The organism is Agrobacterium sp. H141 (assembly GCF_057158725.1).
This window is the reverse complement of record NZ_CM169893.1, coordinates 2385878-2410014: the sequence shown is the minus strand read 5'-3', so window position 1 is coordinate 2410014 and position 24137 is coordinate 2385878. Positions and strand designations below refer to the sequence as shown.

Sequence of the window (24137 nt, the reverse complement as noted above, 5' to 3'; positions counted from 1 at the left end):
GCTTCCCGGTGCAATGAGGCTCTCGCACCGGCCTTGGTTTTCTCAGTTTCCAGGTGCCGCTGCTCCGCGTCGCTTCCGTCGCAGCGCTTGGGTCTCAGGCTCATTCACCTTCGGGTCCTCGCCCTCACTCAAGACAACCCCATAGGCTTCCCGTGCATGGCCGGTGCTGACCAGCCCGTCGATCACATCGTTCAGAACGCGCATCGGATCACGGTCAAGGGGATCGCCATATCCGCCGCCACCCGCCATGACATGGCGGAACACATCGCCGGTCTCCAGCGTCACAGGTTCGGTCGGAAGCGGCGGCAGAATGCGCTGACGGTTCCCCGGATTGACGACATTGCTCGATGGTTCGCCGGGTTTGCCGCCGAACAGACCATGCGGGGGATGCACGCATTTGTCGGAGCGAACACCAAAATAGGTGTCGTCGGACAGGACGCGATATTGCCGCTCGAGCCCGACCCCGCCGCGGAACTCCCCGGCACCGCCGCTATCGGCGACAAAGCCATAGCGCTCAATGCGGATTGGATAATCCGCCTCGATCATCTCGATTGGAACGTTCGACTGGTTGGATCCCATATGAGGAACGCCGGATTGACCGTCATGGGACGACGTTGCGCCCCAGGTGCCCATCACGCATTCGGAAAAGACATAACGGTTGCCGTTTGCTCCGATGCCGCCGAAACTCGGCAGTGTCGATCCACCGGTGCCGTCGGCCGAAACCCGTTCTGGCAAGGCTCCGGCCAGGGCTCCGAAGATGCAGTCGATGATCCGGTAACCGGTGATGCCGCGGGCGCCGCAGGGCGCTGGGTAGACCGCATTGACCAGCGTTCCCTCAGGCGCTGTCACATGGATCGGTCGTGTATAGCCATGGCAGTTCGGGACGTCGCCGGGCATGATCGAGCGCAGGGCGGCATAGACGTTCGACTTGCAGAAGGAGAGGGGCGCATTGATCCCGCCCTTGACCTGTGCAGCCGTACCGGTCCAGTCGGCGGTGATTTCCGAGCCTGAGACCGTCAGCGCCAGATGCAGTTCAATCGGTTCCGGCGTCTCCCCCAGGCCGTCGATGTGATCGACAAACCGATAGGTTCCGTCAGCGATCTCCGAGATCGCCTTGCGCGCCAGCGTCTCGGCATAATCCTGCAGGGCGTCGCCATAGCGGGAAACCGTTTCGGCTCCATAGCGTGTCAGCAGGGCGCCCAGGCCGCGCACCCCGGCGCGGGCTGCGGCCATCTGGGCGCGCAGATCGCCGATCACCTGATCGGGCACACGCACATTGGCCGCGACGATGTCGATGAGCATCGCGTTTTCAACGCCGCGGTCGACCAGTTTCAGGAACGGAAGCCGCAGGCCCTCCTGGTGTATTTCTGTCGCCCCGATCGAGTTGGAGCCTGGCACCAGGCCGCCGATATCGGCGTGGTGGGCAATCGTGGTTGCCCAACCGCACAGACGTTCGCCGGAAAAGATCGGTTCGATGACATAGATGTCGGGGAGGTGCTGGCCACTGGCCAGATAGGGGTCATTGGCGATGAACACATCGCCGGGATGGATGTTGCCGGCATATTGCACGGCCAGATGGCGCATCGCATCGTAGAAGCTGCCGAGATGCATCGGTGTCGTCAGCCCTTGCGCGATCGTCTGGCCCTGCGCGTCGCACAAGGCGGTCGAGTAATCCATTGCATCCCGCACGATCGGGGAATGGGCGGTTCGCATCAGGATGAGGGCCATTTCATCGGCGATGGCCTCGAAGCCGTTTTTCAGGACTTCGAGCAGAATGGGGTCGAGAGCGGGCGTCATGCCGAGACCTCCGGTTGATGGAACTCGATGACGATATTGTCGAAACGATCGCGCCAGACCCGGGCGTCCGGCGGAACCACGGTCGTGCCTTCATATTCCTCGATCACAATTGGCCCCGACCGGGGGGCGTCATCCAGCGCGTGCCGGCCGATGACTGCAGTGTCATGAAGCCCCTGCTCGGACCCGAAATAGACCGGCCGGGTTGTACCCGTACCCGGACTCGCGGCCCTGCTGAGAGAGAGGGAGCCGGTTGACGGCGCTGCGATCGCGCCCAGAACGCGCAAGGTGACGAAACTGATCGGCTTGTCCGACAAAGCGTGGCCGTAGGTGCGCACATGTTCGTCCTCGAAGCTCTTGCGCATGGCCGCCATGGTGCTTTCCGGATCGAGATCTCGGGGGACCTCGACCGCCAGTTCAAATGCCTGGCCTGCATATCTGAGGTCCGCCTTCCAGGTCACCACCGCATCCGGATTGTCGAGTTCGCAAAGGACCTCGCGCTCCATGGCGTCGAGCCTGGCGATCATGGAGGCGATCGCGGTTTCTTCGACGGGTTTCAGGAATGCGGCCGAGCGGGAGACCTCGAAGTCCGCGAACAGAAGTCCGACGGCACTGAACACGCCGGCTGCCGGTGGCACGACGACACGTTTCATCTGGAGCTCACGCGCCAGCGCCACGGCATGGACGCCACCATTGCCGCCGAAGGCAAACAGGGTGAAATCGCGCGGATCGCGGCCGCGATAGGTCGAGACCGCCTTGACGGCCCGCATCATGGTGATGTTGGCGAGACGGTGAACCCCGAATGCTGCATCCCACATGCTGCAACCGAGCGCGGGGGCGATCCGGTCCGCGAAGGCCTGTCGGGACGCCTCCGCCTTGATCGGCACCGAGCCGCCGGCCAGGGCATCCGGGTTCAGATAGCCGAGAGCGACATTGGCATCGGTCACGGTCGGCTCGGTGCCGCCGGCGTCGTAGCAGACAGGGCCCGGCGCGGCACCGGCACTTTGCGGGCCGACCTTGAGCGCACCTGCCGCATCGATCGAGACGAGGCTGCCGCCGCCGGCGCCGACTTCCGAGACGTCGATGACCGGCAGCTTCAGGGCGTAGCCACCGCCCTTCACCAGCCGGCTCGACAGCGAAATGCCACCGCCGACCTCGTATTCGTCCGTGCTTAGCACGCGACCGTTCTCAATCAGCGCGGCTTTCGCTGTCGTGCCGCCCATGTCGAAGGTGATGATATCCGGATAGCCGGCCCGTGCGCCGAGATGGGCCGCGCCGACAACACCGGCGGCCGGGCCGCTTTCCACCACCGTGGCGGGTTTGGCGATCACATGTTCGATGTCGAGCGTGCCGCCGCTCGACTGCATCATCAAAAGCCTTCCCTTGATGCCGCGCTGCTCGAGCCGCTGTGCGAGCGAGCGCAGATAGGTGGCGACGGTCGGGCCGATATAGGCATTGGCCACCGTCGTCGAGGTCCGCTCGTATTCGCGGATTTCCGGCAGCACCTCGTGCGAGACCGAAAGGAAGACATTGGTCAAACGGCGGCGCAGCGCGTCCGCCACCTGCCGTTCATGCGCGGGATTGACATGGGCGTGCAGGAAACAGATGGCAACCGCTTCGATGTCCAGGCCGTTAATCTCCTCGACCAGTGCCTCGAGTTCGACGCTGTCCAGCGGCGTGAGCACCTGGCCGGTGGCATCGAGCCGCTCGGTCAGTTCGAAGCGCAGACGGCGCGGCACGAGCGGCGCAGGCTTCTCGTACAACGGTTCGTACAGCCTCGGCACCCGAATGCGACGCAGTTCCAGCACGTCGCGGAAGCCGCGTGTGGTGATCAGCGCTGTGCGCGCGCCCTTGCCCTCGAGAATGGCATTGGTTGCCACAGTCGAGGCATGCAGAACCTCGGCAAATGCGGTGCCCGGTATGCCATGACCGTCCCCGAGCGCGTCGATGCCGGTGATGATCGCCCGTGCATAGTCGTCCGGCGTTGAGGGGACCTTGCGCGTTACCAGTTCTCCGCTTGGCGACAGGCAGGCAATATCGGTGAAGGTCCCCCCGATATCGGCGGCAACGCGGTAGCCGTCGATCATGACGATGGTCCTGGTTGTTGCAGCGGTCATGGATCAGTCTTCCCGGTAGCGCGCGAGCTTTTCCTCGTCGATCTCGATGCCGAGGCCGGGCTTGTCGAGTGGAAGCAGCGCGCCGTTCTTCACCTCGAACGGCGCGGTGACGACATCGTCGACATAATAGTTGCCTCCCACCTTGCAGGGATGGGTGCCCGACGGGGCGTTGATCGGGACGACACAGGCGAGTTCGACACTGGGCGTCGCCAGGGCGAAATGGATATTGGCAGCATTGCCGATGGCGGATTCGATCGAGCCATTGACATCGCAGCGGATGTTCATGGCGTCAGCCACCGTGCCGACTTCGGTCGCGCCCCGGATGCCGCCGGCCTTGGCGAGGTAGATCGATATCCAGTCCGATCCGCGTGTGCCGGCAAGCTCGATGGCGTCGCAGACATCCCAGCAGGATTCATCGGCCATGACCGGAATCGTCGACTGACGCGTCACCTCGATCATCGACGGCAGGTCGGCTGCCGGTTGCTCCACGGCATGGGCGCCGGCATCTGCCAGTCGCTTGACGATGGTGATGGCGTTTCGGGCGTCGCGGTAGCCCTGGTTTGCATCGAGCCGCAATATGATGTCGGGACCCAATTCGCGGCGCAGCGCCCCGATCAGGCGGATGTCGCGCTCGGCATCGACCCCGCCCTTGATTTGCAAGGCCTGCAATCCGTCTGCCGCAGCGCCGGCGGCTTCCTCCATTGCGTCGCTGTCGCCCATCAGGCCGACCATATGCGAGACAGGCACACTGTTGCGCACCGCGCCACCCAGCAGCTTGTAGATGGGCTGGCCGAGGCTCTTGCCCCAAATGTCGTGAAGGGCGATGTCGATCGCGCATTTTGCATAGGCATTGCCGATCACCGCGCGTGCCAAGGCCTTGCGGGCCGAGGTGATTGCCGTCGGATCGCTGCCCATCAGGGTCGGCGCGATCACGTTTCTGATGATGGCGACCACGGTCGCTTGCGTCTCTCCGGAGCGGCGTCCAGCCGTGCCACCCCAGTCGGGCAGGGGCGTTGCCTCGCCCCATCCGGTAATGCCTTCGTCAGTCTCGATCTTGACCGCGACGAAGCCGCCGAGATCCTCGCGCAACCCGGCCCATTTGAAGTCCCGTCTCGGCTTCAGGCGAAAGGGGAAGGCTTCAATGGCGGTGATTTTCATGATGGTTCCTCTGCGTGCGCCGACTGTCTTCGCGTTTTAGCAGGCAGAGGCAGACATTCAAGAAAAATATTTCCTATAGGAAACTTTTTTCTCAGGAGATCTCAGCCCGCTTCTCGGTCTTGCGCGGCGGATCGATCAATTCCCTTTCCACCCGGCGCGTGCTTGGGTTCATGAAGTGATTGATACGCTCGGCGGAACCGGCGTTGGGATCGTGCGAGATCGAAAGGATATGGGCGTCCGTCTCGCCGATCGTCACATAGAGATGGCGCATGCTGCTGTCGAAATACGCACTTTCACCGGCGCCGAGCCGGAAAGGCGCATAATGCTCGGTGTGGATTTCAATTGCACCGGACAGCACAAAGACGAATTCTTCGCCCGCATGGCGGCTCCAATGGTCGAACTCGTCGATGGAGCGGGCACGGACGCGCATTTCGAGCGGCACCATGCCTTTACGGGACAATTCCGTTCCATGCGCCTTGTAGTCGTATTCGCCGCTGGTGAAATGGACGCCTTCGTCGATCAGCGTCACGGTTTTGCGCCCGGAAATCTGGCTCTTCTCTCCGGGGCGGACAAAATCCTCGATGCTGATGTTAAGCCCGTCGCAGATCCGCTTGATGATGTCGAATGACGGGGATACCTGGCCATTCTCGATCTTCGAAAGATAGGAAATGGAGACATCCGTCATGCGGTTCAGGTCGTTGAGCTTCAACCCCATTCCTTGGCGCACGTCCTTCAGGCGTAGGCCTATCTTGTTTTCGGAAAAGAATCCGGCATTTTCGGTCTTTGTAGCCCGTTGCGCCGGGCGTTGATCGGTCTTCTTTTCAGTCATACTATCCTCCGGTCGTATGGTGTCTCGGATGGGTCGTTACGCAGTCCGGCCGCGGCTGTGTCGCCACCGTCTATGACGAGCTCCGTCCCATGAATATATGGCTCCTCGAGCAGAAAATGCGCCGCAGCCGCCACTTCCTCCATCGTTCCGAGCCGGCGTAGCGGGATACTGGCAGCCTTGATCGTGGTGCTCCTGCCCCATGGACTATCGATCCAGCCCGGCATCAGGCAATTGACGCGCAAGCCACCGGGACCGAATTCGTCCGCAAGTGCCCGGCAAAGCCCGGAGAGGGCGGCCTTTGCCGCGTGAAACGGTGCCTTGCCGACCGTCCCCGTCAGACCTGCCGTCGATCCGGTGAAGACGATTGCCCCGCGCCCTTGAAGCATCATGTCCCGGGCGACTCTGCGTGCCAGAAAAAACGGGATGGTCAGATTGTGAGCGATATCCGCGTCGAACATTTCCGCATTCCATTGGTCGAGAGGCGCGACCGTGCTGCGATGCATGTTGACGAACAGGCCCTCGGGTGGGCCGGCCACGCGATGGCAAAAAGCCAGCGCGACATCCGCCAGGTCGGCACGGGAGAGATCCACGTCAAGCGGAAAGAGCCTGCCTTTGCGGCCGTTCGAGCCTAGATCGCATTGGCTTGCCGCAGGGTCCACCAGGACAATCTGGCAGCCGCGCGATAACAGCAGGCGCGCCAGCGCGCCTCCGCTTCCCATGGCTCCCCCCACGATCAGAATGATTGGCATTGTAATATCCGCCCGGTGGTTCACTCTTGGTTCCGGTGACGCTCAGTTGTTAAAAAAATATCCTATATGAAAATCACTGATTTTCGCAACACTGCGTCGTAAGAGATGGATTTTCATAGGCGAACGGCCACAAGAAAGTCCTTGGACGGGTGGATTTTCGACCATCTCGCACTCAAAAAATTTCCTATCAGAAATATATATTGACAAGTTTCCGATCAGAAACATACTGGCGCCGTGAATTGGCCGGTGCGCGCGCTATTCGCCGCAGACCGTAGTCGGTCGTGGCCCAGTCCTCAGATTGGTTCGTCCGTAATTCTACCTATTTCGTCAAGGAGTGCCCCCATCATGATGAGCAAAGAGCAGAATGAAATGATCAGCCGGGTTGGCGCGGGCACGCCTGCCGGCGAGGTCCTGCGCCAATATTGGCATCCGGCGGCGCTGCTCGAGGAACTGCCGGAAGCGCGACCGGTCGCACCTGTCCGGTTGCTGGGTGAAGATCTGGTGCTCTTTCGCGACAATGCCGGCGAACTCGGCCTCATCGACCGTTACTGTCCGCATCGCGGCGTCGATCTCTGTTTCGGGCGCCGCGAAGACAATGGCCTGCGCTGTCCGTTCCATGGCTGGCATTTCGACCGCACCGGCCAATGTGTCGAGCAGCCAGGCGAGCCTGAAGGCAGCCAGATGTATCGCAACATCCGCACCAAATCCTATCCGGTGGTCGAGCGGAACGGCGTGATATTCGCCTATCTCGGGGCGGGAGATCCGCCGCCGTTCCCGGATTTCGACTGCTTTCGTGCGCCTGACACGCATGTCTTTGCCTTCAAGGGGCTGTGGGAATGCAACTGGCTTCAGGCCATGGAGATCGGGATCGACCCGGCGCATGCGTCATTCCTGCACCGCTTCCTGGAAGACGAGGACCCGTCGAAAAGCTATGGCAAACAGTTTCGCGACAAGGCTGCTGACACCGAGATCCCGATGACACAGTTATTGCGCGAATATCCGCGCCCTGAAATCCATGTCGAAGAGACCGACTATGGTTTGCGCCTGACCGCGCTGCGGCACCTGCCGGATGGCCGCAGCCATGTGCGCGTGACCAACCAGATCTTCCCCGAGGCGATCTGCATTCCGATGTCGAATGAAATGACGATCACCCAGTGGCACGTGCCCATCGATGACGAGACTTGCTACTGGTTTGCGATGTTTACGAGCTTTGGCAAACCCGTCGACAAGGCATTGATGCGGGAACAGCGCCTGCAGGAGCATACGTTGCCGGACTACGCGCCGCGGAAGAACAAGCGCAACAATTACGGTTACAATCCGAGCGAGCAGGAAACCCTGACCTATACGGGCATGGGGCTCGACATCAATGTACACGACCAGTGGGCGGTGGAATCCATGGGGGCGATCCAGGACCGCACCCGGGAACATCTCGGACGTAGCGATGTCGGTATCAGTCGCAATCGCCGCCGCTTGATCGAGGCGATCAACCGCCTGAAGGTCGGCGACCTGTCGGCCTTGCCGATGATGGGCGAGCGGCGGTCTGTCGAGGAGATCCGCGGGCCCCTGTCGATTGACGCCATCGGGCCGGCCGACGAGTGGCAGCAGGTGTGGCGGGATGCGGATTCCAGGCGCCGCGAAGCCTGTGGCTGGGATGCCTCCGTCTGACCCGTGTGCCCTGCGCGTCGCATCTGACGCCGGTTTGTTCTCTACTGATGAGGTTTTCCAATGTCCGAGACCACTTCGGTTCGTCTTGACAATGGCCTGACGGCCGAAAAGGGTCTTCTGCTCGCTCAGGATTTCGACAAGGCCCATGAGGTCCTGGCAAAGATACGAGATCTGGGGCTGGAGACGATCCGGCTCAACTTCGTCGATCAGCACGGCGTGTTGCGGGGCAAGGCGGTGACCGCCGAGAGCCTGGCATCGGTGTTCCGCAACGGCATGGCGATGACATCGACCCTGCTGCTCAAGGATACGTCGCATCGGACGGTCTTCAATGTCTGGGCCGGAGATATCGGTTTCGGCGAGGGCATGCTGACAGGGGCAGGGGATGTGCTGATTGTTCCCGATCCGGCAACCTTCCGCGTGCTGCCCTGGTCGCCGCACAGCGCGATGCTGATTTGCGACGTCTATGACAAGGATGGCAGTCCCATGCCGTTCTGCACACGAGGCATTTTGAAGCGTGCGAATGCCCTGCTGGAATCGACAAGCCGGCAAATGGTTTGCGGCCTCGAAGTCGAGTTCTACGTCTTTCGCATCGATGACGAGCGGCTGGCGCATAGCGATGGCGGCATGCCGTCCCGGTCTCCCGAGACCAGTCTCCTGTCGCACGGCTTCCAGTATCTGACCGATGGGCGGTACGATGCTCTGGAAGACGTGATGGATCATCTGCGTCGGGCCGCCCAGGCACTCGAGTTGCCGGTGCGCTCCATGGAAGCGGAATTCGGACCCAGCCAGTTCGAATTCACCTTCGAGCCGGATGCCCCGCTGGCCCATGCCGATGCCATGGTGATGTTCCGGATGATGGCGAAACAGGTCTGCCGGCGTCACGGACTGCATGCGACCTTCATGTGCCGGCCGCGCCTGGACAATGCGGTGCCGAGCGGCTGGCATCTGCACCAATCCCTTGTCGATGTCGCAAGCGGCCGCAATCTGTTCATGCCGGCGGCAGATGGGACCCTGTCTGTCGAGGCGAGCGGCTGGATCGCGGGTCTGCTGGAGCATGCCCAGGAGAGTTGCCTGCTGACGACGCCGACCGTTAACGGTTACAAGCGCTATCAGCCAAACCAGATGGCCCCCGACCGCATCCAGTGGGGCCGGGACAACAAGGGCGCGATGATCCGCGGGCTGATGACGCCGGGCGACAGGGCCAGTCGGATCGAGAACCGTGTCGCCGAACCTGCCGCAAATCCCTATCTGTTTTTCGCTTCGCAGATCCTTGCCGGCCTCGATGGGCTGGAGCGGGGTCTCCAGGCACCGGAACCGGTTGAGAACCCCTATGCCACCGATGCCGCCGCCCTGCCGACCAGCCTTGTCGCTGCCATTGAACGCTTCGAGGCGAGCGCCTTCTACCGCGATCGGTTCGGGGCGGCCTTCGTCCGGTATCTGGCCCATATCAAGCGTGCGGAATGGGATCGTTATCTGATGACCGTCTCGGAATGGGAGCAGCGCGAATATTTCGCGTTGTATTAAGCGCCATGCCGCATTTTATCATCGAATATGCCCGGAACCTGGAGCACGAATTCTCGATCGCGGAGATGATGGAGGTGGCGTTTTCGGCCGGGGCGCGCTCCGGCGTGATGCAGCCGGCGGATATCAAGGTTCGCGCCATGCCCTTCGATCACGTCCGTCTTGAGGGTGGACTGACCACGTTCGTCCATGTCACCGTATGCCTGCTGGCCGGTCGCACCTCGGCGCAGAAGGCACACCTCGCGGAGCTCATCCGGCACGACCTTGCACAAGACTTTTCCACCGTGGAAAGCATCAGTGTCGACATTCGCGACATGGACCCTGTGGCTTACAAAAAAAGACTTCTGAAACAACCCGTGGAGAATGCGCATTGACCGGTTTTCTGTCACCGGCCCTGGCAGAGAGGGCCTTTTCCTTTGTCCGCCCGGCCATCGAAGCGGTTTTCGATACGGGCGTTACCGGCCGCGCGCATCTTGCCGTGGTGGTGACGGGAATTGACGCCATCACCGGCTGGCGTCCGGACCAGGGGGGGCCGTTTGCGGAGGCGTGTTACCTCGTCACGGAACTGGGCGACTTGTCGACGTCGCCTTGGCCGAACAGGGAAATCGCTCTGAAAAAGGCCGAGATTTCAGCCCGGTACGCACTGCCCGGCGCGCAAATACCACCGGCCTATCTTCGCGCGGGTGACAGCGTTTTCCAGGGAAGTGCTGTTCTGGGCGGTGTCGTTGCCGCCTGTGCCGGGCTCGACCCGCGACACGACGAAATGTTTTCCTGGTGGATCGCATCGGCCGTGCATGCCCAAGCCCAACTTGAAATCGCTGAATATGCTGCAGCCCATCCGCAAGCAAGTTTCTGGACACCGTGAGCGTTCGACGGCTTGGGCGGCGGCAACCACTGAAGAGCGCGGGGCGAACCGGCCGTCTTTCCCTTTGACGCGAATTGACAAGCATGAACGACCGCAACCCGCTCCAGGCCTCTAGGCGCGGGCAGGCCGACTGTCAGATCCGGCCAGATGCAGATCCAGTTCGTCATGGTCAATCGCCATGCCCTGGAAAACCACTTGGCATGCTCGACGATCTACGCCGCTCTCGGATGCCGGCACCAAGTCCGACAGACGTCCTCGAAGTCTGAAGGTTGCCGCAGAACCGAATGATCAAGCTGTCGTCGGACAGGGGGAGCTTCATTCATCGGTTGCCCGCGGTCGCATCAGAGCCTCCACCATATGGTTGATTGCAGGGCCACTCCCGCATGCGCAGACTTCAATGCCTGATCAAGATGGATCTGCCTCGAGAGGAACGACCGCAATGCCTTCCTTGCGCCTTTCACCTTCAATTTCGTTTCCGCATGGCGCACGACCGGCCTATCTTTTGGCGGCAAGTCTTGTCGTGTTCGGGTGGCTGGCAATCGCCGATATGCTCGGTACGGCCATTTCCGCGTCCGAAACGGGCTTGCTCGGCCCTGGCATGGCGCTCGCCGCTGGCCTTGTCCTGATGCTGAAAGGGATCCCCATCGAACTCTGGCAGTCATTCTGTATCGCGGAGGTAAAGCCGGTTTTCTCATGGGGTCTCTGGAGCCAATTCTGTGGAATGGCTGCAACGATGACGCTGGCGATGATGTTGCCCTGCGCCACGCCTGCTTGGCGGATGCTCAAGGCCGGCTGTTCCGCCGCCCCGGCCTTCTGCTTCCTCTTCGGTTACGGATTTATCTGGACCCTGTTTTCCCTCGCGCTTGCGACCATCGACATGACCTTGTCCATTGAGGTCGGTCCCCACCTGGTCTCCACTGCGGGGCTCACGGGTGTTGTGGCTGCAGGCGCGGTTGTCGCTGCCGGGGCTTTTCAATGGACACCGTTCAAACACAAGGCCCGGCGAAGCATCGCAACCGCGAATATTGTTGCAACTGATTGTACCTCGAGCACATGCGCGTCATTCGCTGCAGGCATTCGCTATTCTGTCTGTTGTGCAAGGTCCAACGGGCCGCTGATGATGACCATGATCGTTCTGGGAACGATGAACATCGTCGCCATGACGCTCATCTTCTTGGTCATGATCATGGAAAAGGGCGTGGCGAAAAACCGGTTGTCGCACGGCATCGGCATGGCGCTGGTTCTTGCCGGATCGGCATGGATGTATTCCGCAGCAACGGCATAGTGCATTCTTGGCATCGGACATGCTTGTCGGCAGGCGTCTTTGTCTGGCGTGCCGCTGCCGACACGGTCACAAGCATCGCGCCTGGGCTCGAAGCTGCAATTCACATTGCTTGACGTCAGCCGCTCACAGCCGATCCGTCAGGCCGTGCGACGGGATGAGGAACCGGTTCGACCGGCACGTCTCTCATGAAAAGAGCAGGCCTCGACCGATCTCCGGCGCGCGGGTGGCGAGCCGCCGTCAGTTGGGTTTTCCCTGCTTATCTGTTTTAGCTGGCCTTGATTTGGCGGCGCTTCATGAGCGCCGAGATCTGGTAGCCCAGTGCCATCACAAAGGCGGCGGCAAGGATGGTCAGAGTGCCCACCGCCGGTACCTGCGGCGTATAGCCGGACTGCAGCTTGGCGCTGACCCACTCGGGAATGGTCGAATCGGCACCGGATGAGAGCATCGACAGCGGAAAATTCGCCCAGGACAACAGGAACGCGAAGGTGAAGCCGGAAAAGATGCCTGGAGCCAGCAGGGGCAGGGTGATTTCCCGCATCACCTGCCAGCGGCTGGCTCCCAGGTCGTAGGCGGCCTCTTCCACCGCCGGATCGAAGGAATAGACCTGGATGGCGATCACCAGCGTGGCGATCGGCGCAATCCAGACCATATGGGCAAACACGGTCGCCTGCCAGGTGGGCGTGATGCCGAGCGCGGTGAACCACAGCAGCAAGGCCAGACCCAGCACGGCCTGCGGAAAAAGGATAGGCAGCAGAATGATCTTCTGGAACAGCCGTCGGCCCTTCCAGTCGTAGCGGGCAAAGGCCAGCGCTCCGAAGAAGGCCAGCACCGTGGACAGGCAGGCAACGGCCACGGCGACGACCGTCGAGGTCCAGAAGAAATCGCGGATCGACAGGGACTGGAACACCTCGATATACCATTTTTCGGAATATTTCGGCACCGGAAAGCTGAAATATTTGGACCGCGAGAACGAGGCGAGCGCCATCGTGATCATCGGCAAATACATGAACAGGATGAGGGCGGCCATGGCGCTGCCATAGGCGATTCTGGCGCGGCGGCTGAAATCGTTCATAAGCGTGATCCTCTCATCCCTTGCGGCCGAAAATGGCGTCGAGATCGACGCGTTTGAACATGGCGAGCGCCAGGGAGCCTGCCAGCACGATCATCAGCATCGACAGGGCCGAGCCTTTCGGCCAGTTCTGCGCGAAGGTGAATTCCTTCTGGATGTCCTGGGCGATCATCACCACAGCCGTTCCGCCGAGCACCTTGGCCTCGGTGATGGCGCCGGCGGCGAGGATGAAGGTGATCAGCGCCCCGATCATGATGCCGGGCATGGCGAGCGGAATATCGACCTCCCGCATCACCTGAAAGCGGCTGGCGCCCAGATCGAAGGCCGCTTCGCGCATCGTCGCCGGCACCATGGAGACGCCGAGGATCATCGGGAAGAGCATCATCGGCAGATTGATGTAGACCAGCCCGAACAGCGTGGCACTGAAGGTGTAGAGCATGGAATCGACGGGGATGCCGAGATAGGTCTGCAGGGTGCCGGAGACGACCCCTCCCTTGACCAGGAACAGCATCCATCCCATCAGCCGCAGATTGTCGGCGACGAACAGCGGAGCGGCCAGGATCAGCGCCAGAATGCCGGCCTTGCGTGTAAACACCCGCGCCATGGCAATCGCCAGGGGATAGCAGATGACCAGCAGGATGGCGACGGTGGAGGCGGCCAGCTGCAGGGAGGCCAGGAAGGACAGGTAATAGCTGTCGGCAAAGATCGTGCGAAAATTCTCAAGCGTCGGCATCTGCAGCAGGGAGAAGGTCTGCGGCGGCATGAAGGCAAACACGAAGACCAGCGTCAGCGGGCCGAGAAAGCCCACCAGCAGCAGAATCCCGACGGGCAGGGCCGCCAGAAATCCGGGTTTCATCAGGCCGCGGCCAAGCCGTACAGGCCAGGCCTCGGCGCGCGAGACCCGACGCGGCAGAGCGGCATTGTGGCTGAGCGTTTCGCTTGCATCCGTCATGGGCGACGTCCTTCGTCTCTGCTGCTCAAATCAGTTGGTAAAGCGGGCGGCCGGGAAGACGGTTGAATCCGCAGCGTCCCAGGCGATTGTCACGCGGCCGCCGCGGGCACTGGCCAGCTGCTGCTCGCGCAGTTTTTCGACCAGAAAGACCTGCGCATCGCCGACGCGCACCTGATACTGCACCCGCGATCCCAGCAGATATTCGTTATAGACCACGCCTTCCAGCTTGTTGGCCGCCGGGGCGGCTGGGTCGTCCAGGAAGCGGATGTCCTCGGGGCGGATGACCAGGGAGCCACCGGCGAAAGCATCGGCGATCGGGGGTGCCAGATAGCTGGCGCCGGTGATCTGGTCGATCACCGTGCCGTCCGGGCCGGGACCGACCTCGAGAATGTTGACCTCGCCCATGAATTCCGAGACGAAGCGGGTCGAGGGATTGCCGTAGATCTCGTTGGGCGTGCCGATCTGCACGAAACGGCCCTTGTTCATCACGCCGATGCGGTCCGACATCACCATGGCCTCCTCGAGCGAATGGGTGATGTAGACGAAGGTCTTGCCGGTCTCGCGGTGAATGTCCTTCAGTTCCTTCTCCAGGATCTTGCGCAGCTTGTAGTCGAGCGCCGACAGCGGCTCGTCGAAGAACAGGATTTCGGGATCGAAGGCGAGCGCCCGGGCAAGGGCGACGCGCTGCCGTTCCCCGCCGGAGCATTGCCACACGCCCTTGCCGTAATAGCTTTCCGGCAGGCGCAGTTGCGCCATCAGTTCCAGTGCCCGTTCCTTGCGGCTTGCGGCCTTCACACCGCGGATCTTCAGGGGAAATTCGATGTTCTGGCCGACGGTGCGATGGGGAAACAGCGCCAGCGACTGGAACACCATGCAGGTCGGGCGCTTGTTGGCCGGCACGTCGTTGATGCGTTCGCCGCGCAAGAGGATATCGCCATTGGTCGGCTTGTCCATGCCGACCAGCATGCGCACCATGGTCGTCTTGCCGCTGCCCGATGGGCCGACGATGGTGAAGAACTCACCCTCGCGTATATCCAGGCTGATCCGGTCGACGGCTGGGAATTCGGCGAAGAACTTGTCGACGGCGCGCAGTTGGAGAATGGGCACGGGCGTTGCCGATGCGATGTCGATATTGCCGGTGGCTGCTGTCATCTTGCGGTCCCATCTGTCTCTTGAACACGTTGAGAACTGTCGGGAGGCCGGGAGCGCCGGTCTCCCTGGCCCTTCAGGCCTTTTCGCGCACGGCGGCCGAGAAGATCTCGTGCAGCTTGGCGTAGCTGGGGATGATGTCGAAGTCGGCGCATTTGGCCATGTCTTCGGCCAGTGTGTCATACTGGAAGGCGTCGAGTTCTTCGCTGTTGAACAGCGCCAGCACCTTGGGGTCGCCCATCTGTCCAACCGGATTGTAAGTCCCTTCGGCAAACGAGACGTTCTTGGCCGTCTCCGGACGGAAGCAGTATTGGAGGAAATCCTCAGCGCGCGGCGATAGCTGAGGGTTGTTGACGAGCGAGGTCAGTTCCATCCAGCAGACGCCGGCCTTTCCGCCCATTTCCTCTGGCCCCTTGTTGGGCACGACGCAGCGCAGGTTCGGATTGCCGTCATAGCGGGCTGCCGAAACGGAATAAACGCTGCCGGGGAAGGAGCCTTCGATCGAGCCGTTGATCATGCCGAGCGCAATGGCGTTCATGTCGTCGGACAGGAAGGCGGCATTGTTGATCAGCTTGCGCATGACCTCCTCGTATGTGCCGATTTCCGCCTCGGTCAATTCGCGAAACGGGTTGAAGCCGGCGGCAATCACCACATGCATGATGACCCAGTCGTCATACATCAACACGGCATATTTGCCCTTGTAGTCGTCCGACAGCATCAGGTCGTAGCCTTCGTCGGCAAGGGTCTGCGCCGATACCTTGTCGGTGTTGATCAGCATGCCCGACGGACCATAGCGCTGGATCATGCCCAGCAATGCATCGCCGTCGTCGGACATGGCCCAATGATAGGGCCACTTGAATTCCGGGATCATCATGTCCCACAGCGGCTCGAACTTCGCCTTGTCCAGGGGCTTGATCAGGTTTTCCGGGTAGAGTTGCCGGCGGCCCCAGGCATTGTTGAGGTTGATGATGTCCCAGACCTTGGTATCGCCGGCGCGCAGCTGGTTGACGGCTTCCGGGTCGGAGATCAGGCCCTGGGCCTTGACGTTACAGTCGAATTCCTTGCGGAACGGATCCAGCACCTTGTCTGAATTGTAGCCCTCCCAGCAATAGATATTCATTTCCTTTTCGCGCGCCGCCCAGGCCGCGCCCGGCATCATGGAGGCGGCGGCGATGCCTGCCGAGATCGAGACAGTGTCGCGCAGAAAGGCGCGCCGGGACTGGCTGAAGGATTGCAAGAGGTTTCTATGCTTCATGTATGGACCCTCTGGTTGGATGACGACGATTATTGCGAGATCGGTATCGCGCGACAGGCGGCGGGCAGGGCCCGCCATGCATTCAACTGTGGCAGCAGCTCGCGCCCTGCGTATTGGACTTGCTGGCCTTGTTGGTTTCCGGCGGCAGGTTGATGAGCGGATTGCCGTTGAAGAAGCCGACCGGCATCAGCTTGAAGCCGCACAGCACGCAGGGCTGGACCGGATGGTCCTCGACGCGCGGGATGTGGTGCAGGCCGAAGGAGTGCCAGACGACGATATCGGTATTGTCGGTCGACCGGTCCTTGGCAGTCCAGGCCGGCAGGCCGTCATCGCCGCTGGAATGGTTCATGTATTCGCCAGCCGGGAAGCGTTCCTCGGGGTCGTAGGGCGTGACCCACAGATGGTTGTAGACGAAGCCCCCGCGCTTGCCCGATGGTCCCTGCGGATTGGTATAGGGCTGGATGGCCGAGGGGGTTTCCAGCTTGTAGGCGGTCGGCTTTCCCACCCAGTTCTTGACGTTCGGATTGGTGATCTTCCAGTAGCGCGACTTTTCGAAATCGACCCGGCGCCTCGCCTTCAGCTCGCTGGTGAGCGGTGTCTGCTCGACATAGAAGGCATTGCCCATGGGATTGTCCGGGCCCATCGGCGGGGCGACGGTGTCGCATTCGACGACGGTGTTGTCTGGGCCGTCGACTTCCATGTCGAGCCGCATGCAGAAGACGTGCTGGTGGATGTGACCGACCACGCCGGGGGCGACTTCGGTTCCGTATTTTTGCTCGGTTCCGGGGACGCAGGCGGCGGTGTTGATGACGCCGGTCGCCTTCATCTCGAATTCGATCGTGCCGTCCTGGAACAAATACCAGTAGCAGCAGTATTCGTAATTGCCGACCGTGGTGATCGAGGAGATGACGAGGCGGCGCATGCGACGGGTCTCGGTACGCTCCGAGCGGAAGTCGAAATGTTTCCAGGCAAGCCCGGCATCTTCCTCATGGATGCAGATGGCACTCGGGATCAGGCGCGGATTGCCCATCATGTCAGGCAGAACGACGTCCATATAGTGGATATGGCCGAGGCAATCGCAGCCGAGCGCCAGCGAATTGACCAGCTTGCCAAAGCCGTATTCGCCGCTGTCGAACACGTTTTTGCGGTAATGCACGCCGTCCGGATTGCCGTAGGGCACGACCATTTCCGCCATGGAGACCCGGTAGAGGATCGGCCGGCGCTGGCCGTCCACGGTATAGCCGACTTGTTGCAGCACCAGACCCTCGCGGCCGTTGAAGCTGATGCGAACATCCCAGTTGTCCCAGGTGAGCTTGTTGCCTTCGATGGTGAAGCTCGGACCCTCGCTCTGCACCACGTCCAGGGGTTTCAGCGGCTTGCGAAAATCGGTGAGCAGCTCGGCATCGTAGTTGATCGGGGTGTCGGGGACTGGAACGAAGGTGCCGGAGGCGGCAGAGTGATCGTCGACCCGCAGCACTTCGAGCTTGTCGACATCGACCACGACATTCAGCCCCTCGACAGGATGAGCATAATAATTGTCGAGTTCGGACATGCGCAGCCAGACAAAGGTATGCGCCAGGCGCTTGCTCTCCTCACCCGGCACGGAAAAATTGCCGGCTGACCAGGGGTCTACGCAGACAAAGGCCATGTTCTCGATGCCGCGACGGCGGATGGCCTCCTGGAAGCGCGGATCCGCTTTGGCCACATCTTCGATCATCATGAATTCTTCCGGCGAGATCATCGGACGGGCATCGGCCAGAAAGTCGACCTTTGTGACCGTCCCCGTGCCGAGATCCAACCGGCCGCGCCAGACGCCGGTGCTGCCGCGCTTGTGCACGTTGAACCGCGCCTTGCGCTCGATGGGCATGCCGGCAACGAAGGCACGCACGACCTCCTTGGCAGGCTCCAGCAACTCGATCGTCTCGAACAGCATAGCAGGACCGAAATCGAAGTGGGCGCGCAGGATCGACGCGGCCTTGATCAATTCCTCTGCCGTGAGCGGGTCGAGCGGATGCGCAAAGGCAGGCGAGGCTTGCAGGGGCAGGGAAACATTGGGCCTCTCGTTCATGGCCGATCCTCCATTTCAGGTTTTCACCGTCGACATCCGCAGGCGTCATTCCTGCGCTTCGTCAACTCTTGGAGCTCAATATTTGTGCGTGCCCAAATAATGTCCATCCACCGAACGGTTGACATCCGTCAAAGAAAACGGGCTTTGCCGGAAACGCCGGGCAGCCGGGGCCGCAGCCGGCAGCGAAGCGTCACTGCAGCAGGCATTGTCCGGATCGTCCATGAGGATTTTGGGGGCGTTGCTGGTTCAGCTGAATTGCATCATGCGCGACACAAGCCCGGCCCGATTGTCGACGCCAGCCTTGTCGAAGATGTGGATGAGGTGGGTCTTGACCGTCGCAACCCCGATCCCCAGACATTCGGCGATATCGGCATTGGTGCGACCGCAGCACAGCAGTCTGGCAACCTCCGCCTCGCGCTGGGTCAGGTGCAGCAATGCGTTGGCCTTCTGTGCCGTGCCGGCCTTCGACCGCGGCAGCACCTCCTGGAGATTGAAGGAGATGTAGGGATGCAGCGTATCGGCCAGATGGAACTGATTGGCCGTCGGCATGGTGTCGTCAGCCGTCCACATCACGCTGATGCCGGCATAGATCTGGCTGTCGCGCTGAAAGATCAGTTCTATCGTGTTGCTGACCTGGAAGACGTCGAGGAACTGCCGGTAGAGGGCCACCTCGCTTTCGGGCGCATAGCGCCCGGCATCCATCATATTGATCACCGGACTTTGCTCATGCTCGATCTGGCGCACATGCAGCGGGTCGTGGGCATGCATCTCACGGATGTAGATTTTCAGGAACTCGGAGGGGACCCGCGAACATACAAAATTATGCAGGTTATTATTGTCATCCACGGAGTAAAACACCAGTCGGCTGGCGCCCAGCGCCCCGGAAAGCAGCCGAAAGGTCTCGTCGATGAATTCCCGCTTGCGAACTTCCGTGAAAGCCATGGCTATACTCCACAGTGCGCTAAAATGCCGCAATGCAATTATTGCTGCGATGCAACAATGGAGTCAAGCGCCTCGGCGATGAGGCCCTGGAAACACAGGGTGGAAGGGAGGTGTCAGCGGCACCTGATGGCGGCACGCGGATCGCAAAAAAAAGCGCGGGCATCGTCGATACCCGCGCTCCAGTTTTGCAGTGTGTCAGTCTCAGTGATCGTTGTGCAGGTAACGCCCCTGACGCGGCAGGCGCAGGGCGACCAGGAATGCGATGACCATCATCGCCGTGACATACCAGTAGAACATCTGCTCATGACCGGCCGTCTTCATCGACAGCGCCACGAATTCAGCCGAACCGCCGAAGATGGCATTGCCGATGGCATAGGCCAGACCGACACCCAAGGCGCGCACTTCCGGGGGAAACATCTCGGCTTTCACGATCCCGCTGATCGAGGTGTAAAAGCTGACGATAGCAAGCGCGAGCACGATCAGGATGCCGGCCATAAGCGGGCTTGTGACATGCTGGAGCGTTGTCAGGATCGGCAAGGTGCAAAGCGCACCCAGCGCTCCGAACAGCAGCATGTTGTTGCGGCGACCGATCCGGTCCGAAAGGGCGCCGAACACGGGCTGCATGCACATATATAGAAACAGCGCCACGGTCATCACATAGCTGGCCGTCTTGACCGGCATATGGACGGTGTTGACCAGATATTTCTGCATATAGGTGGTGAAGGTGTAGAAAATCAGCGAGCCGCCGGCGGTATAACCGAGCACCGTGAGGAATGCCGGCGTGTGATGGCGAAACAGTTCCGTGATCGACCCGGCATTCTTGTTGGCACGGGTCTCGGCCTTCTGCGTCTCGGCAAGGCTGCGGCGCAGAAAGATCGAAACGATGGCCGCCAAAGCGCCGATGATGAAGGGAATACGCCAGCCCCATTGGGTGATCTCTTCCGAAGACATCAGGGATTCGATGATGACGATGACAAGCACAGCCAGCAACTGCCCGCCAATCAGTGTCACATACTGGAACGAGGCAAAGAAGCCGCGGCGACCGCGCAGCGCCACTTCCGACATATAGGTCGCCGTCGTGCCGTACTCCCCGCCCACAGAAAGGCCCTGAATAAGCCGGGCGACCAGCAGCAGGAACGGCGCAAATGCCCCGATCTGGGCATAGGTCGGCAAGACCGCGATCATCAGCGATCCGCCGCACATCATGGACACCGAAATCAGCATCGAAGACTTGCGTCCCAGACGGTCGGCAACGCGGCCGAAAATCCAGCCGCCGATCGGGCGCATCAGGAAGCCTGCAGCGAACACGCCTGCGGTCTGCAGCAATTGAACCGTCGGATCTTCGTTGGGAAAGAACGAGCTTTTGAAATAGAGCGCCGTAAAGGCATAGACGTAGAAATCGAACCACTCGACGAGATTGCCCGACGATGCCGCCATGATGGAGAAAATACGGTGCCGCGTTTCTTCGGCAGTATAGGGAGACGCAGCCTCGGCTGCGGATGTCTTGACCAAGATTTTATCCTCCTGGAACATATTGATAGGCCAATGTAATGATTAGTGTACGTACATCTATCGCGATCTGGGCAAAAGGCAATCCACAGCGCTTTGCAATCTGCAGGATACGGGCATGCGTCATGGATTTGCAGGCGCGACGATGACGGCAGGCTGGCATCGACCGGTGCGATATCATCGATGCGCCGCGCAATGCAGCGGCCCGGGCGCGTGAGTGGTTTCAACGGCGCGGCTGTGTTAGACAGTGGCCGATCTTGAAAAAAGACGGCGTGGACGCTCGGCAGGAACGACAGAACAATACAATGAAGAAGCAGTATTTTAACGGCGAAAAACTCTTCGCCGTCGCCCCCATGATCGATTGGACCGATCGGTGAAAAACATTCATATATAACAGAGCGATACACGAAATAACATGTACCAAGTACCATGCATTATTGATTGACCGTGAGGTGAGTATTGCAAATTATTTGCGGTTATGGCTTGGCAGCCGAAAGCAGACAGAGCTTGCCTGTAAGATGATGGTCGTCAGAGGGGGCGGGGCAGATTGTTCAACTCACTTACTGCCTGACCTTAAGGCCGTCGCGTTTTTGTTCCCCGACAAGCCAACTGGTCAAGGCCGCAAGCACTCCACGGCCTCACATAGGCCGCATCACCCGCTCGATGTTGCGTTCGCCGCAACGGTCTCAATGGCACTGTGACTGGATAGCCGCTCCGGTTTTGGGGCGAGCGGAGACTGCAAGCTCAAACACTTCCGCGCCGTCACAACACGATACGACAAACGCGACGAGGACTTCCTCGAATCCGTCCAACTCACGTCAATCACAATTGGCTCAAAATCTACGGTTCGCCTAGCGCTTCGACTTGAGTACTTCTTCAAGAATCTTCTTTATGGCTTCTCGCATTTCCTGATCTTCAGCGTCGGACAGGTCGTTTTTCGAGTTGCGTCTTTCTTGAGCGAAGACTGCGTAGAGGCTCGCGAAAGAGCCGGCAGAACCAAGGATCTCCACACCGTGCTGCCTAATAAAGCTGATGGTCACATCCGCATAGGAGAGCATCATCAAGATATCAGTGGCAATTGCGCCATCGGCCGGCGCGTAACCATATTCGATCTTGTATGCGTTTCGGGCGAGAAAGCTCTCCATGGTATCAAGGTCGTCAACCGCCTCCGCCATGGCCAACAACAGCCGCCGTCTCAAATCCTCAAAATCCAGATTGTCTGCCATGTCAATGCCCTCACAGTGTCAGCTTGTTCCGTGCGAAATACGCTATGAGGCGCGTCGCGATGTACAATATTGTGAAAATCGAAATAAAAAATAGAGGAAACTCTATTTCTCCCGCTGCAGCACGCCTTGCAGCTTCCCTTGTTAGCTCGCCTGAGAAATCAAATCTTTCGCTTTGTGTCGCCATATGGATTCCCTCTGACAAAATGGGGCCTGTAATCAATGAAAATATGCACAAAATGCAGCTCGAAATCGAGATTTCAACCCAGAAAACCTTGGATTTTGGTTGAATCAGGCTCAGGAACTGGATTCCGACATAGGCTGCCAAAACGACCACAATGATCACTAGATATATGCTATTGAAAATCGTGCCAGATAACCATTCGCCACGCAACAAACTGACGATCATAACGGCAAGAAATCCGGTCGATAGTGTGAAGCAAAAATACTGCAACACGAGACCCGGCGTTGCGCCTAAATAAAGAAGCAGCCGCATGAAAAATGGCGACCTAGGCCAAAAAACAAAGAGCGTACCGCTGTCTACAGCGTGGCGGATCGCGCGATAGGCGGTGTAGAGAAAATAATAAATCGTGACCAATATTGTCGGAAGCCCGACCAGCGGTAGGAAGATGTCCCCCCAAAGCGGTGGCGCAATCATCTTCATGGCGCCCAGAAGGCCGGGATATGAAAGGGTGAGGCCAAGAAGCGCAACGGTGGAGACGGCCCAGGGCGCTATGGGGTTTCCCTTGCGGCCTTTGGGTCGAGAAGGCAAGGCGGCTGTTAGAAGCGCGAATACGCAAAGAAGCGCGGCATCAAAAATCAATATGTAGTTCGTGTGTTCCACAGATGCCGATATCAGATAAACGCTCCGCACGGAGAACGCCGCAGGCCAGAAGAAAATCAACAGATTCCTCGCGTGAAGGCTGTAGCCCGTTTTGTGATATTCGCGTTCGTGAAGAGACATTCGATTTTTGCTGAAGACCGCAAGCAGTGGCGGTTGTTCACCGTCGCCAAGCGTATGATAGGGTCGCTCAACACCGGGCACCGAACGGTAAGCCGCGACATCGGCGAAATATTCCCGGGCCTTGATATAAGATGTTAGCAGCCCATAGATGCAAAGCGCAACTGACGAAAGAAAAGCCGCAAAAACAACCAACACACCCGAAATATATAGAGGCAATATCGATGCAAACGGCATCATCAGCATCGAAGTCGGAAGTGTGGTGAACGCCGAAAAATATATGATCGAAATCAAGATAAAAAAAACAGCGAAATAAAATATGAATGAATCAGATTGTCTCGTGTTAGATGATGCGCATATTCATGCGCCATGAAGAATTTCTGGGAGCTTGCCTGTAGGCCCGTATCCCGCCCGTTCAATATTCGTCCGATATTGAAGCGGGGCGCATAAAACAATCTGCCAATCGAGAAATAGTCCGGATAGGTCGTGCTGATGATGTCCTTGTAATAACCAAAGCGGTCCAGGATCGCTTGGGCTGTTGCTGTCGTTTTTTCGTTGGAAAGAAGTGAAACGCCTTTCAGTTTGTGGGTGCAGAGATGGCTGAAACAGAACAGTAGGAAAACGATGCAGGCCATGGCAATCCAGGCGGCTGGCCATGTGATGATGTTGGTTCTATGCGTTTCGAAGCGAGATGCGGTAACGATCATCCATTCACCGAGCCGTTCCCAGGAGCCATCCGCTACCCGTGAGAACTGAAGCCCAAACTCGCTGACTGCAACCGTCCAATCAACGGCTTGGAGTATTGTAATCATAGCCATGACCGTCAGCCAAAGCGTGAGACCGGTGAACCCTATCAAATTGAGAAGGCTGCGCCCTGAGAGTATATAACGTCTGACATTCTCTGCTGTCGTTTCGTAAGCGGATGTTTGCATGCGCACCACTCTTGAAATTGTGCCTCCGGCACTTCAATCTATACTAGAAAGCCAATTTTAAAAAAGTACAAGCGTCTTTGGTGACTGGTTACTA

At 59.7% G+C, this 24137-nt stretch carries 20 protein-coding genes; 5 read left to right on the top strand and 15 right to left on the bottom strand.

The window, feature by feature from the left end:
• Nucleotides 1-42: 42 nt before the first annotated feature.
• The 5 genes from ACWPM9_RS10935 to ACWPM9_RS10915 all read right to left on the bottom strand — a co-directional run bounded on the left by ACWPM9_RS10935 (nucleotide 43) and on the right by ACWPM9_RS10915 (nucleotide 6647).
• Nucleotides 43-1797 carry a hydantoinase B/oxoprolinase family protein gene (locus ACWPM9_RS10935; protein ID WP_484755141.1) on the bottom strand — a complete coding sequence of 585 codons (1755 nt, stop codon included), beginning with the start codon at nucleotides 1795-1797 and terminating at the stop codon, nucleotides 43-45.
• Nucleotides 1794-3911: a hydantoinase/oxoprolinase family protein gene (locus ACWPM9_RS10930; RefSeq protein ID WP_484755140.1), complete on the bottom strand. Its 2118-nt coding sequence runs from the start codon at nucleotides 3909-3911 to the stop codon at nucleotides 1794-1796. The genes ACWPM9_RS10935 and ACWPM9_RS10930 overlap by 4 nt, the downstream gene beginning before the upstream one ends.
• Before the next feature lie 3 nt (nucleotides 3912-3914).
• Nucleotides 3915-5069: a mandelate racemase/muconate lactonizing enzyme family protein gene (locus ACWPM9_RS10925; protein WP_484755139.1), complete on the bottom strand. Its 1155-nt coding sequence runs from the start codon at nucleotides 5067-5069 to the stop codon at nucleotides 3915-3917.
• Between the two features lie 91 nt (nucleotides 5070-5160).
• Nucleotides 5161-5898 carry a helix-turn-helix domain-containing protein gene (locus ACWPM9_RS10920; RefSeq protein WP_484755138.1) on the bottom strand — a complete coding sequence of 246 codons (738 nt, stop codon included), beginning with the start codon at nucleotides 5896-5898 and terminating at the stop codon, nucleotides 5161-5163.
• Nucleotides 5895-6647, bottom strand: a complete 753-nt coding sequence (locus ACWPM9_RS10915) for an SDR family NAD(P)-dependent oxidoreductase (protein WP_484755137.1) — start codon at nucleotides 6645-6647, stop codon at nucleotides 5895-5897. The genes ACWPM9_RS10920 and ACWPM9_RS10915 overlap by 4 nt, the downstream gene beginning before the upstream one ends.
• A gap of 345 nt (nucleotides 6648-6992) precedes the next feature.
• Between ACWPM9_RS10915 and ACWPM9_RS10910 the strand changes: the two genes are divergently transcribed.
• The 5 genes from ACWPM9_RS10910 to ACWPM9_RS10890 all read left to right on the top strand — a co-directional run bounded on the left by ACWPM9_RS10910 (nucleotide 6993) and on the right by ACWPM9_RS10890 (nucleotide 11983).
• Complete coding sequence (locus ACWPM9_RS10910; RefSeq protein ID WP_484755136.1) at nucleotides 6993-8312, top strand: Rieske 2Fe-2S domain-containing protein; 1320 nt, start codon at nucleotides 6993-6995, stop codon at nucleotides 8310-8312.
• Between the two features lie 60 nt (nucleotides 8313-8372).
• Nucleotides 8373-9836, top strand: coding sequence for a glutamine synthetase family protein (locus tag ACWPM9_RS10905; RefSeq protein ID WP_484755135.1), 1464 nt, complete (start codon nucleotides 8373-8375; stop codon nucleotides 9834-9836).
• A 5-nt stretch (nucleotides 9837-9841) separates the two neighbouring features.
• On the top strand, nucleotides 9842-10207 hold the full coding sequence (locus ACWPM9_RS10900; protein ID WP_484755134.1) for a 5-carboxymethyl-2-hydroxymuconate Delta-isomerase: 366 nt from the start codon (nucleotides 9842-9844) through the stop codon (nucleotides 10205-10207).
• Nucleotides 10204-10698, top strand: a complete 495-nt coding sequence (locus tag ACWPM9_RS10895; RefSeq protein ID WP_484755133.1) for a hypothetical protein — start codon at nucleotides 10204-10206, stop codon at nucleotides 10696-10698. Before ACWPM9_RS10900 ends, ACWPM9_RS10895 begins: the two co-directional genes overlap by 4 nt.
• 439 nt (nucleotides 10699-11137) lie before the next feature.
• Entirely contained in the window at nucleotides 11138-11983 is an 846-nt protein-coding gene (locus ACWPM9_RS10890; protein ID WP_484755132.1) for a copper chaperone, read from the top strand.
• Nucleotides 11984-12248: 265 nt separating this feature from the next.
• Here ACWPM9_RS10890 and ACWPM9_RS10885 read toward each other — a convergent pair whose 3' ends face one another.
• From ACWPM9_RS10885 to ACWPM9_RS10840, 10 genes are all read right to left on the bottom strand, one after another.
• Nucleotides 12249-13055 (bottom strand): ABC transporter permease, encoded by an 807-nt coding sequence (locus tag ACWPM9_RS10885; RefSeq protein WP_484755131.1) that lies wholly within the window; start codon nucleotides 13053-13055, stop codon nucleotides 12249-12251.
• A 13-nt stretch (nucleotides 13056-13068) separates the two neighbouring features.
• Nucleotides 13069-14004 (bottom strand): ABC transporter permease, encoded by a 936-nt coding sequence (locus ACWPM9_RS10880; RefSeq protein ID WP_484755130.1) that lies wholly within the window; start codon nucleotides 14002-14004, stop codon nucleotides 13069-13071.
• 30 nt (nucleotides 14005-14034) lie between these two features.
• Entirely contained in the window at nucleotides 14035-15156 is a 1122-nt protein-coding gene (locus ACWPM9_RS10875) for an ABC transporter ATP-binding protein (protein ID WP_484755129.1), read from the bottom strand.
• Nucleotides 15157-15229: 73 nt separating this feature from the next.
• On the bottom strand, nucleotides 15230-16408 hold the full coding sequence (locus ACWPM9_RS10870) for an ABC transporter substrate-binding protein (RefSeq protein ID WP_484755128.1): 1179 nt from the start codon (nucleotides 16406-16408) through the stop codon (nucleotides 15230-15232).
• An 82-nt stretch (nucleotides 16409-16490) separates the two neighbouring features.
• Entirely contained in the window at nucleotides 16491-18476 is a 1986-nt protein-coding gene (locus tag ACWPM9_RS10865) for a primary-amine oxidase (protein ID WP_484755127.1), read from the bottom strand.
• 246 nt (nucleotides 18477-18722) lie between these two features.
• Nucleotides 18723-19418, bottom strand: a complete 696-nt coding sequence (locus tag ACWPM9_RS10860) for a response regulator transcription factor (protein ID WP_428186654.1) — start codon at nucleotides 19416-19418, stop codon at nucleotides 18723-18725.
• Between the two features lie 201 nt (nucleotides 19419-19619).
• Nucleotides 19620-20951, bottom strand: a complete 1332-nt coding sequence (locus ACWPM9_RS10855) for an MFS family transporter (protein WP_428186655.1) — start codon at nucleotides 20949-20951, stop codon at nucleotides 19620-19622.
• 827 nt (nucleotides 20952-21778) lie between these two features.
• Nucleotides 21779-22153, bottom strand: a complete 375-nt coding sequence (locus tag ACWPM9_RS10850; protein WP_484755126.1) for a hypothetical protein — start codon at nucleotides 22151-22153, stop codon at nucleotides 21779-21781.
• Between the two features lie 10 nt (nucleotides 22154-22163).
• Nucleotides 22164-23351, bottom strand: a complete 1188-nt coding sequence (locus ACWPM9_RS10845; RefSeq protein WP_484755125.1) for a hypothetical protein — start codon at nucleotides 23349-23351, stop codon at nucleotides 22164-22166.
• Between the two features lie 50 nt (nucleotides 23352-23401).
• Nucleotides 23402-24043 carry a hypothetical protein gene (locus ACWPM9_RS10840; RefSeq protein WP_484755124.1) on the bottom strand — a complete coding sequence of 214 codons (642 nt, stop codon included), beginning with the start codon at nucleotides 24041-24043 and terminating at the stop codon, nucleotides 23402-23404.
• Between the last annotated feature and the right edge of the window lie 94 nt (nucleotides 24044-24137).

What these genes read in the sequence shown, in the direction of transcription:
- ACWPM9_RS10935 (WP_484755141.1), bottom strand. Translation starts at nt 1,797, where the DNA reads ATGACGCCCGCTCTCGACCCCATTCTGCTCGAAGTCCTGAAAAACGGC.
- ACWPM9_RS10930 (WP_484755140.1), bottom strand. Translation starts at nt 3,911, where the DNA reads ATGACCGCTGCAACAACCAGGACCATCGTCATGATCGACGGCTACCGC.
- ACWPM9_RS10925 (WP_484755139.1), bottom strand. Translation starts at nt 5,069, where the DNA reads ATGAAAATCACCGCCATTGAAGCCTTCCCCTTTCGCCTGAAGCCGAGA.
- ACWPM9_RS10920 (WP_484755138.1), bottom strand. Translation starts at nt 5,898, where the DNA reads ATGACTGAAAAGAAGACCGATCAACGCCCGGCGCAACGGGCTACAAAG.
- ACWPM9_RS10915 (WP_484755137.1), bottom strand. Translation starts at nt 6,647, where the DNA reads ATGCCAATCATTCTGATCGTGGGGGGAGCCATGGGAAGCGGAGGCGCG.
- ACWPM9_RS10910 (WP_484755136.1), top strand. Translation starts at nt 6,993, where the DNA reads ATGATGAGCAAAGAGCAGAATGAAATGATCAGCCGGGTTGGCGCGGGC.
- ACWPM9_RS10905 (WP_484755135.1), top strand. Translation starts at nt 8,373, where the DNA reads ATGTCCGAGACCACTTCGGTTCGTCTTGACAATGGCCTGACGGCCGAA.
- ACWPM9_RS10900 (WP_484755134.1), top strand. Translation starts at nt 9,842, where the DNA reads ATGCCGCATTTTATCATCGAATATGCCCGGAACCTGGAGCACGAATTC.
- ACWPM9_RS10890 (WP_484755132.1), top strand. Translation starts at nt 11,138, where the DNA reads ATGCCTTCCTTGCGCCTTTCACCTTCAATTTCGTTTCCGCATGGCGCA.
- ACWPM9_RS10885 (WP_484755131.1), bottom strand. Translation starts at nt 13,055, where the DNA reads ATGAACGATTTCAGCCGCCGCGCCAGAATCGCCTATGGCAGCGCCATG.
- ACWPM9_RS10880 (WP_484755130.1), bottom strand. Translation starts at nt 14,004, where the DNA reads ATGACGGATGCAAGCGAAACGCTCAGCCACAATGCCGCTCTGCCGCGT.
- ACWPM9_RS10875 (WP_484755129.1), bottom strand. Translation starts at nt 15,156, where the DNA reads ATGACAGCAGCCACCGGCAATATCGACATCGCATCGGCAACGCCCGTG.
- ACWPM9_RS10870 (WP_484755128.1), bottom strand. Translation starts at nt 16,408, where the DNA reads ATGAAGCATAGAAACCTCTTGCAATCCTTCAGCCAGTCCCGGCGCGCC.
- ACWPM9_RS10865 (WP_484755127.1), bottom strand. Translation starts at nt 18,476, where the DNA reads ATGAACGAGAGGCCCAATGTTTCCCTGCCCCTGCAAGCCTCGCCTGCC.
- ACWPM9_RS10860 (WP_428186654.1), bottom strand. Translation starts at nt 19,418, where the DNA reads ATGGCTTTCACGGAAGTTCGCAAGCGGGAATTCATCGACGAGACCTTT.
- ACWPM9_RS10855 (WP_428186655.1), bottom strand. Translation starts at nt 20,951, where the DNA reads ATGTTCCAGGAGGATAAAATCTTGGTCAAGACATCCGCAGCCGAGGCT.
- ACWPM9_RS10850 (WP_484755126.1), bottom strand. Translation starts at nt 22,153, where the DNA reads ATGGCAGACAATCTGGATTTTGAGGATTTGAGACGGCGGCTGTTGTTG.
- ACWPM9_RS10845 (WP_484755125.1), bottom strand. Translation starts at nt 23,351, where the DNA reads ATGATGCCGTTTGCATCGATATTGCCTCTATATATTTCGGGTGTGTTG.
- ACWPM9_RS10840 (WP_484755124.1), bottom strand. Translation starts at nt 24,043, where the DNA reads ATGCAAACATCCGCTTACGAAACGACAGCAGAGAATGTCAGACGTTAT.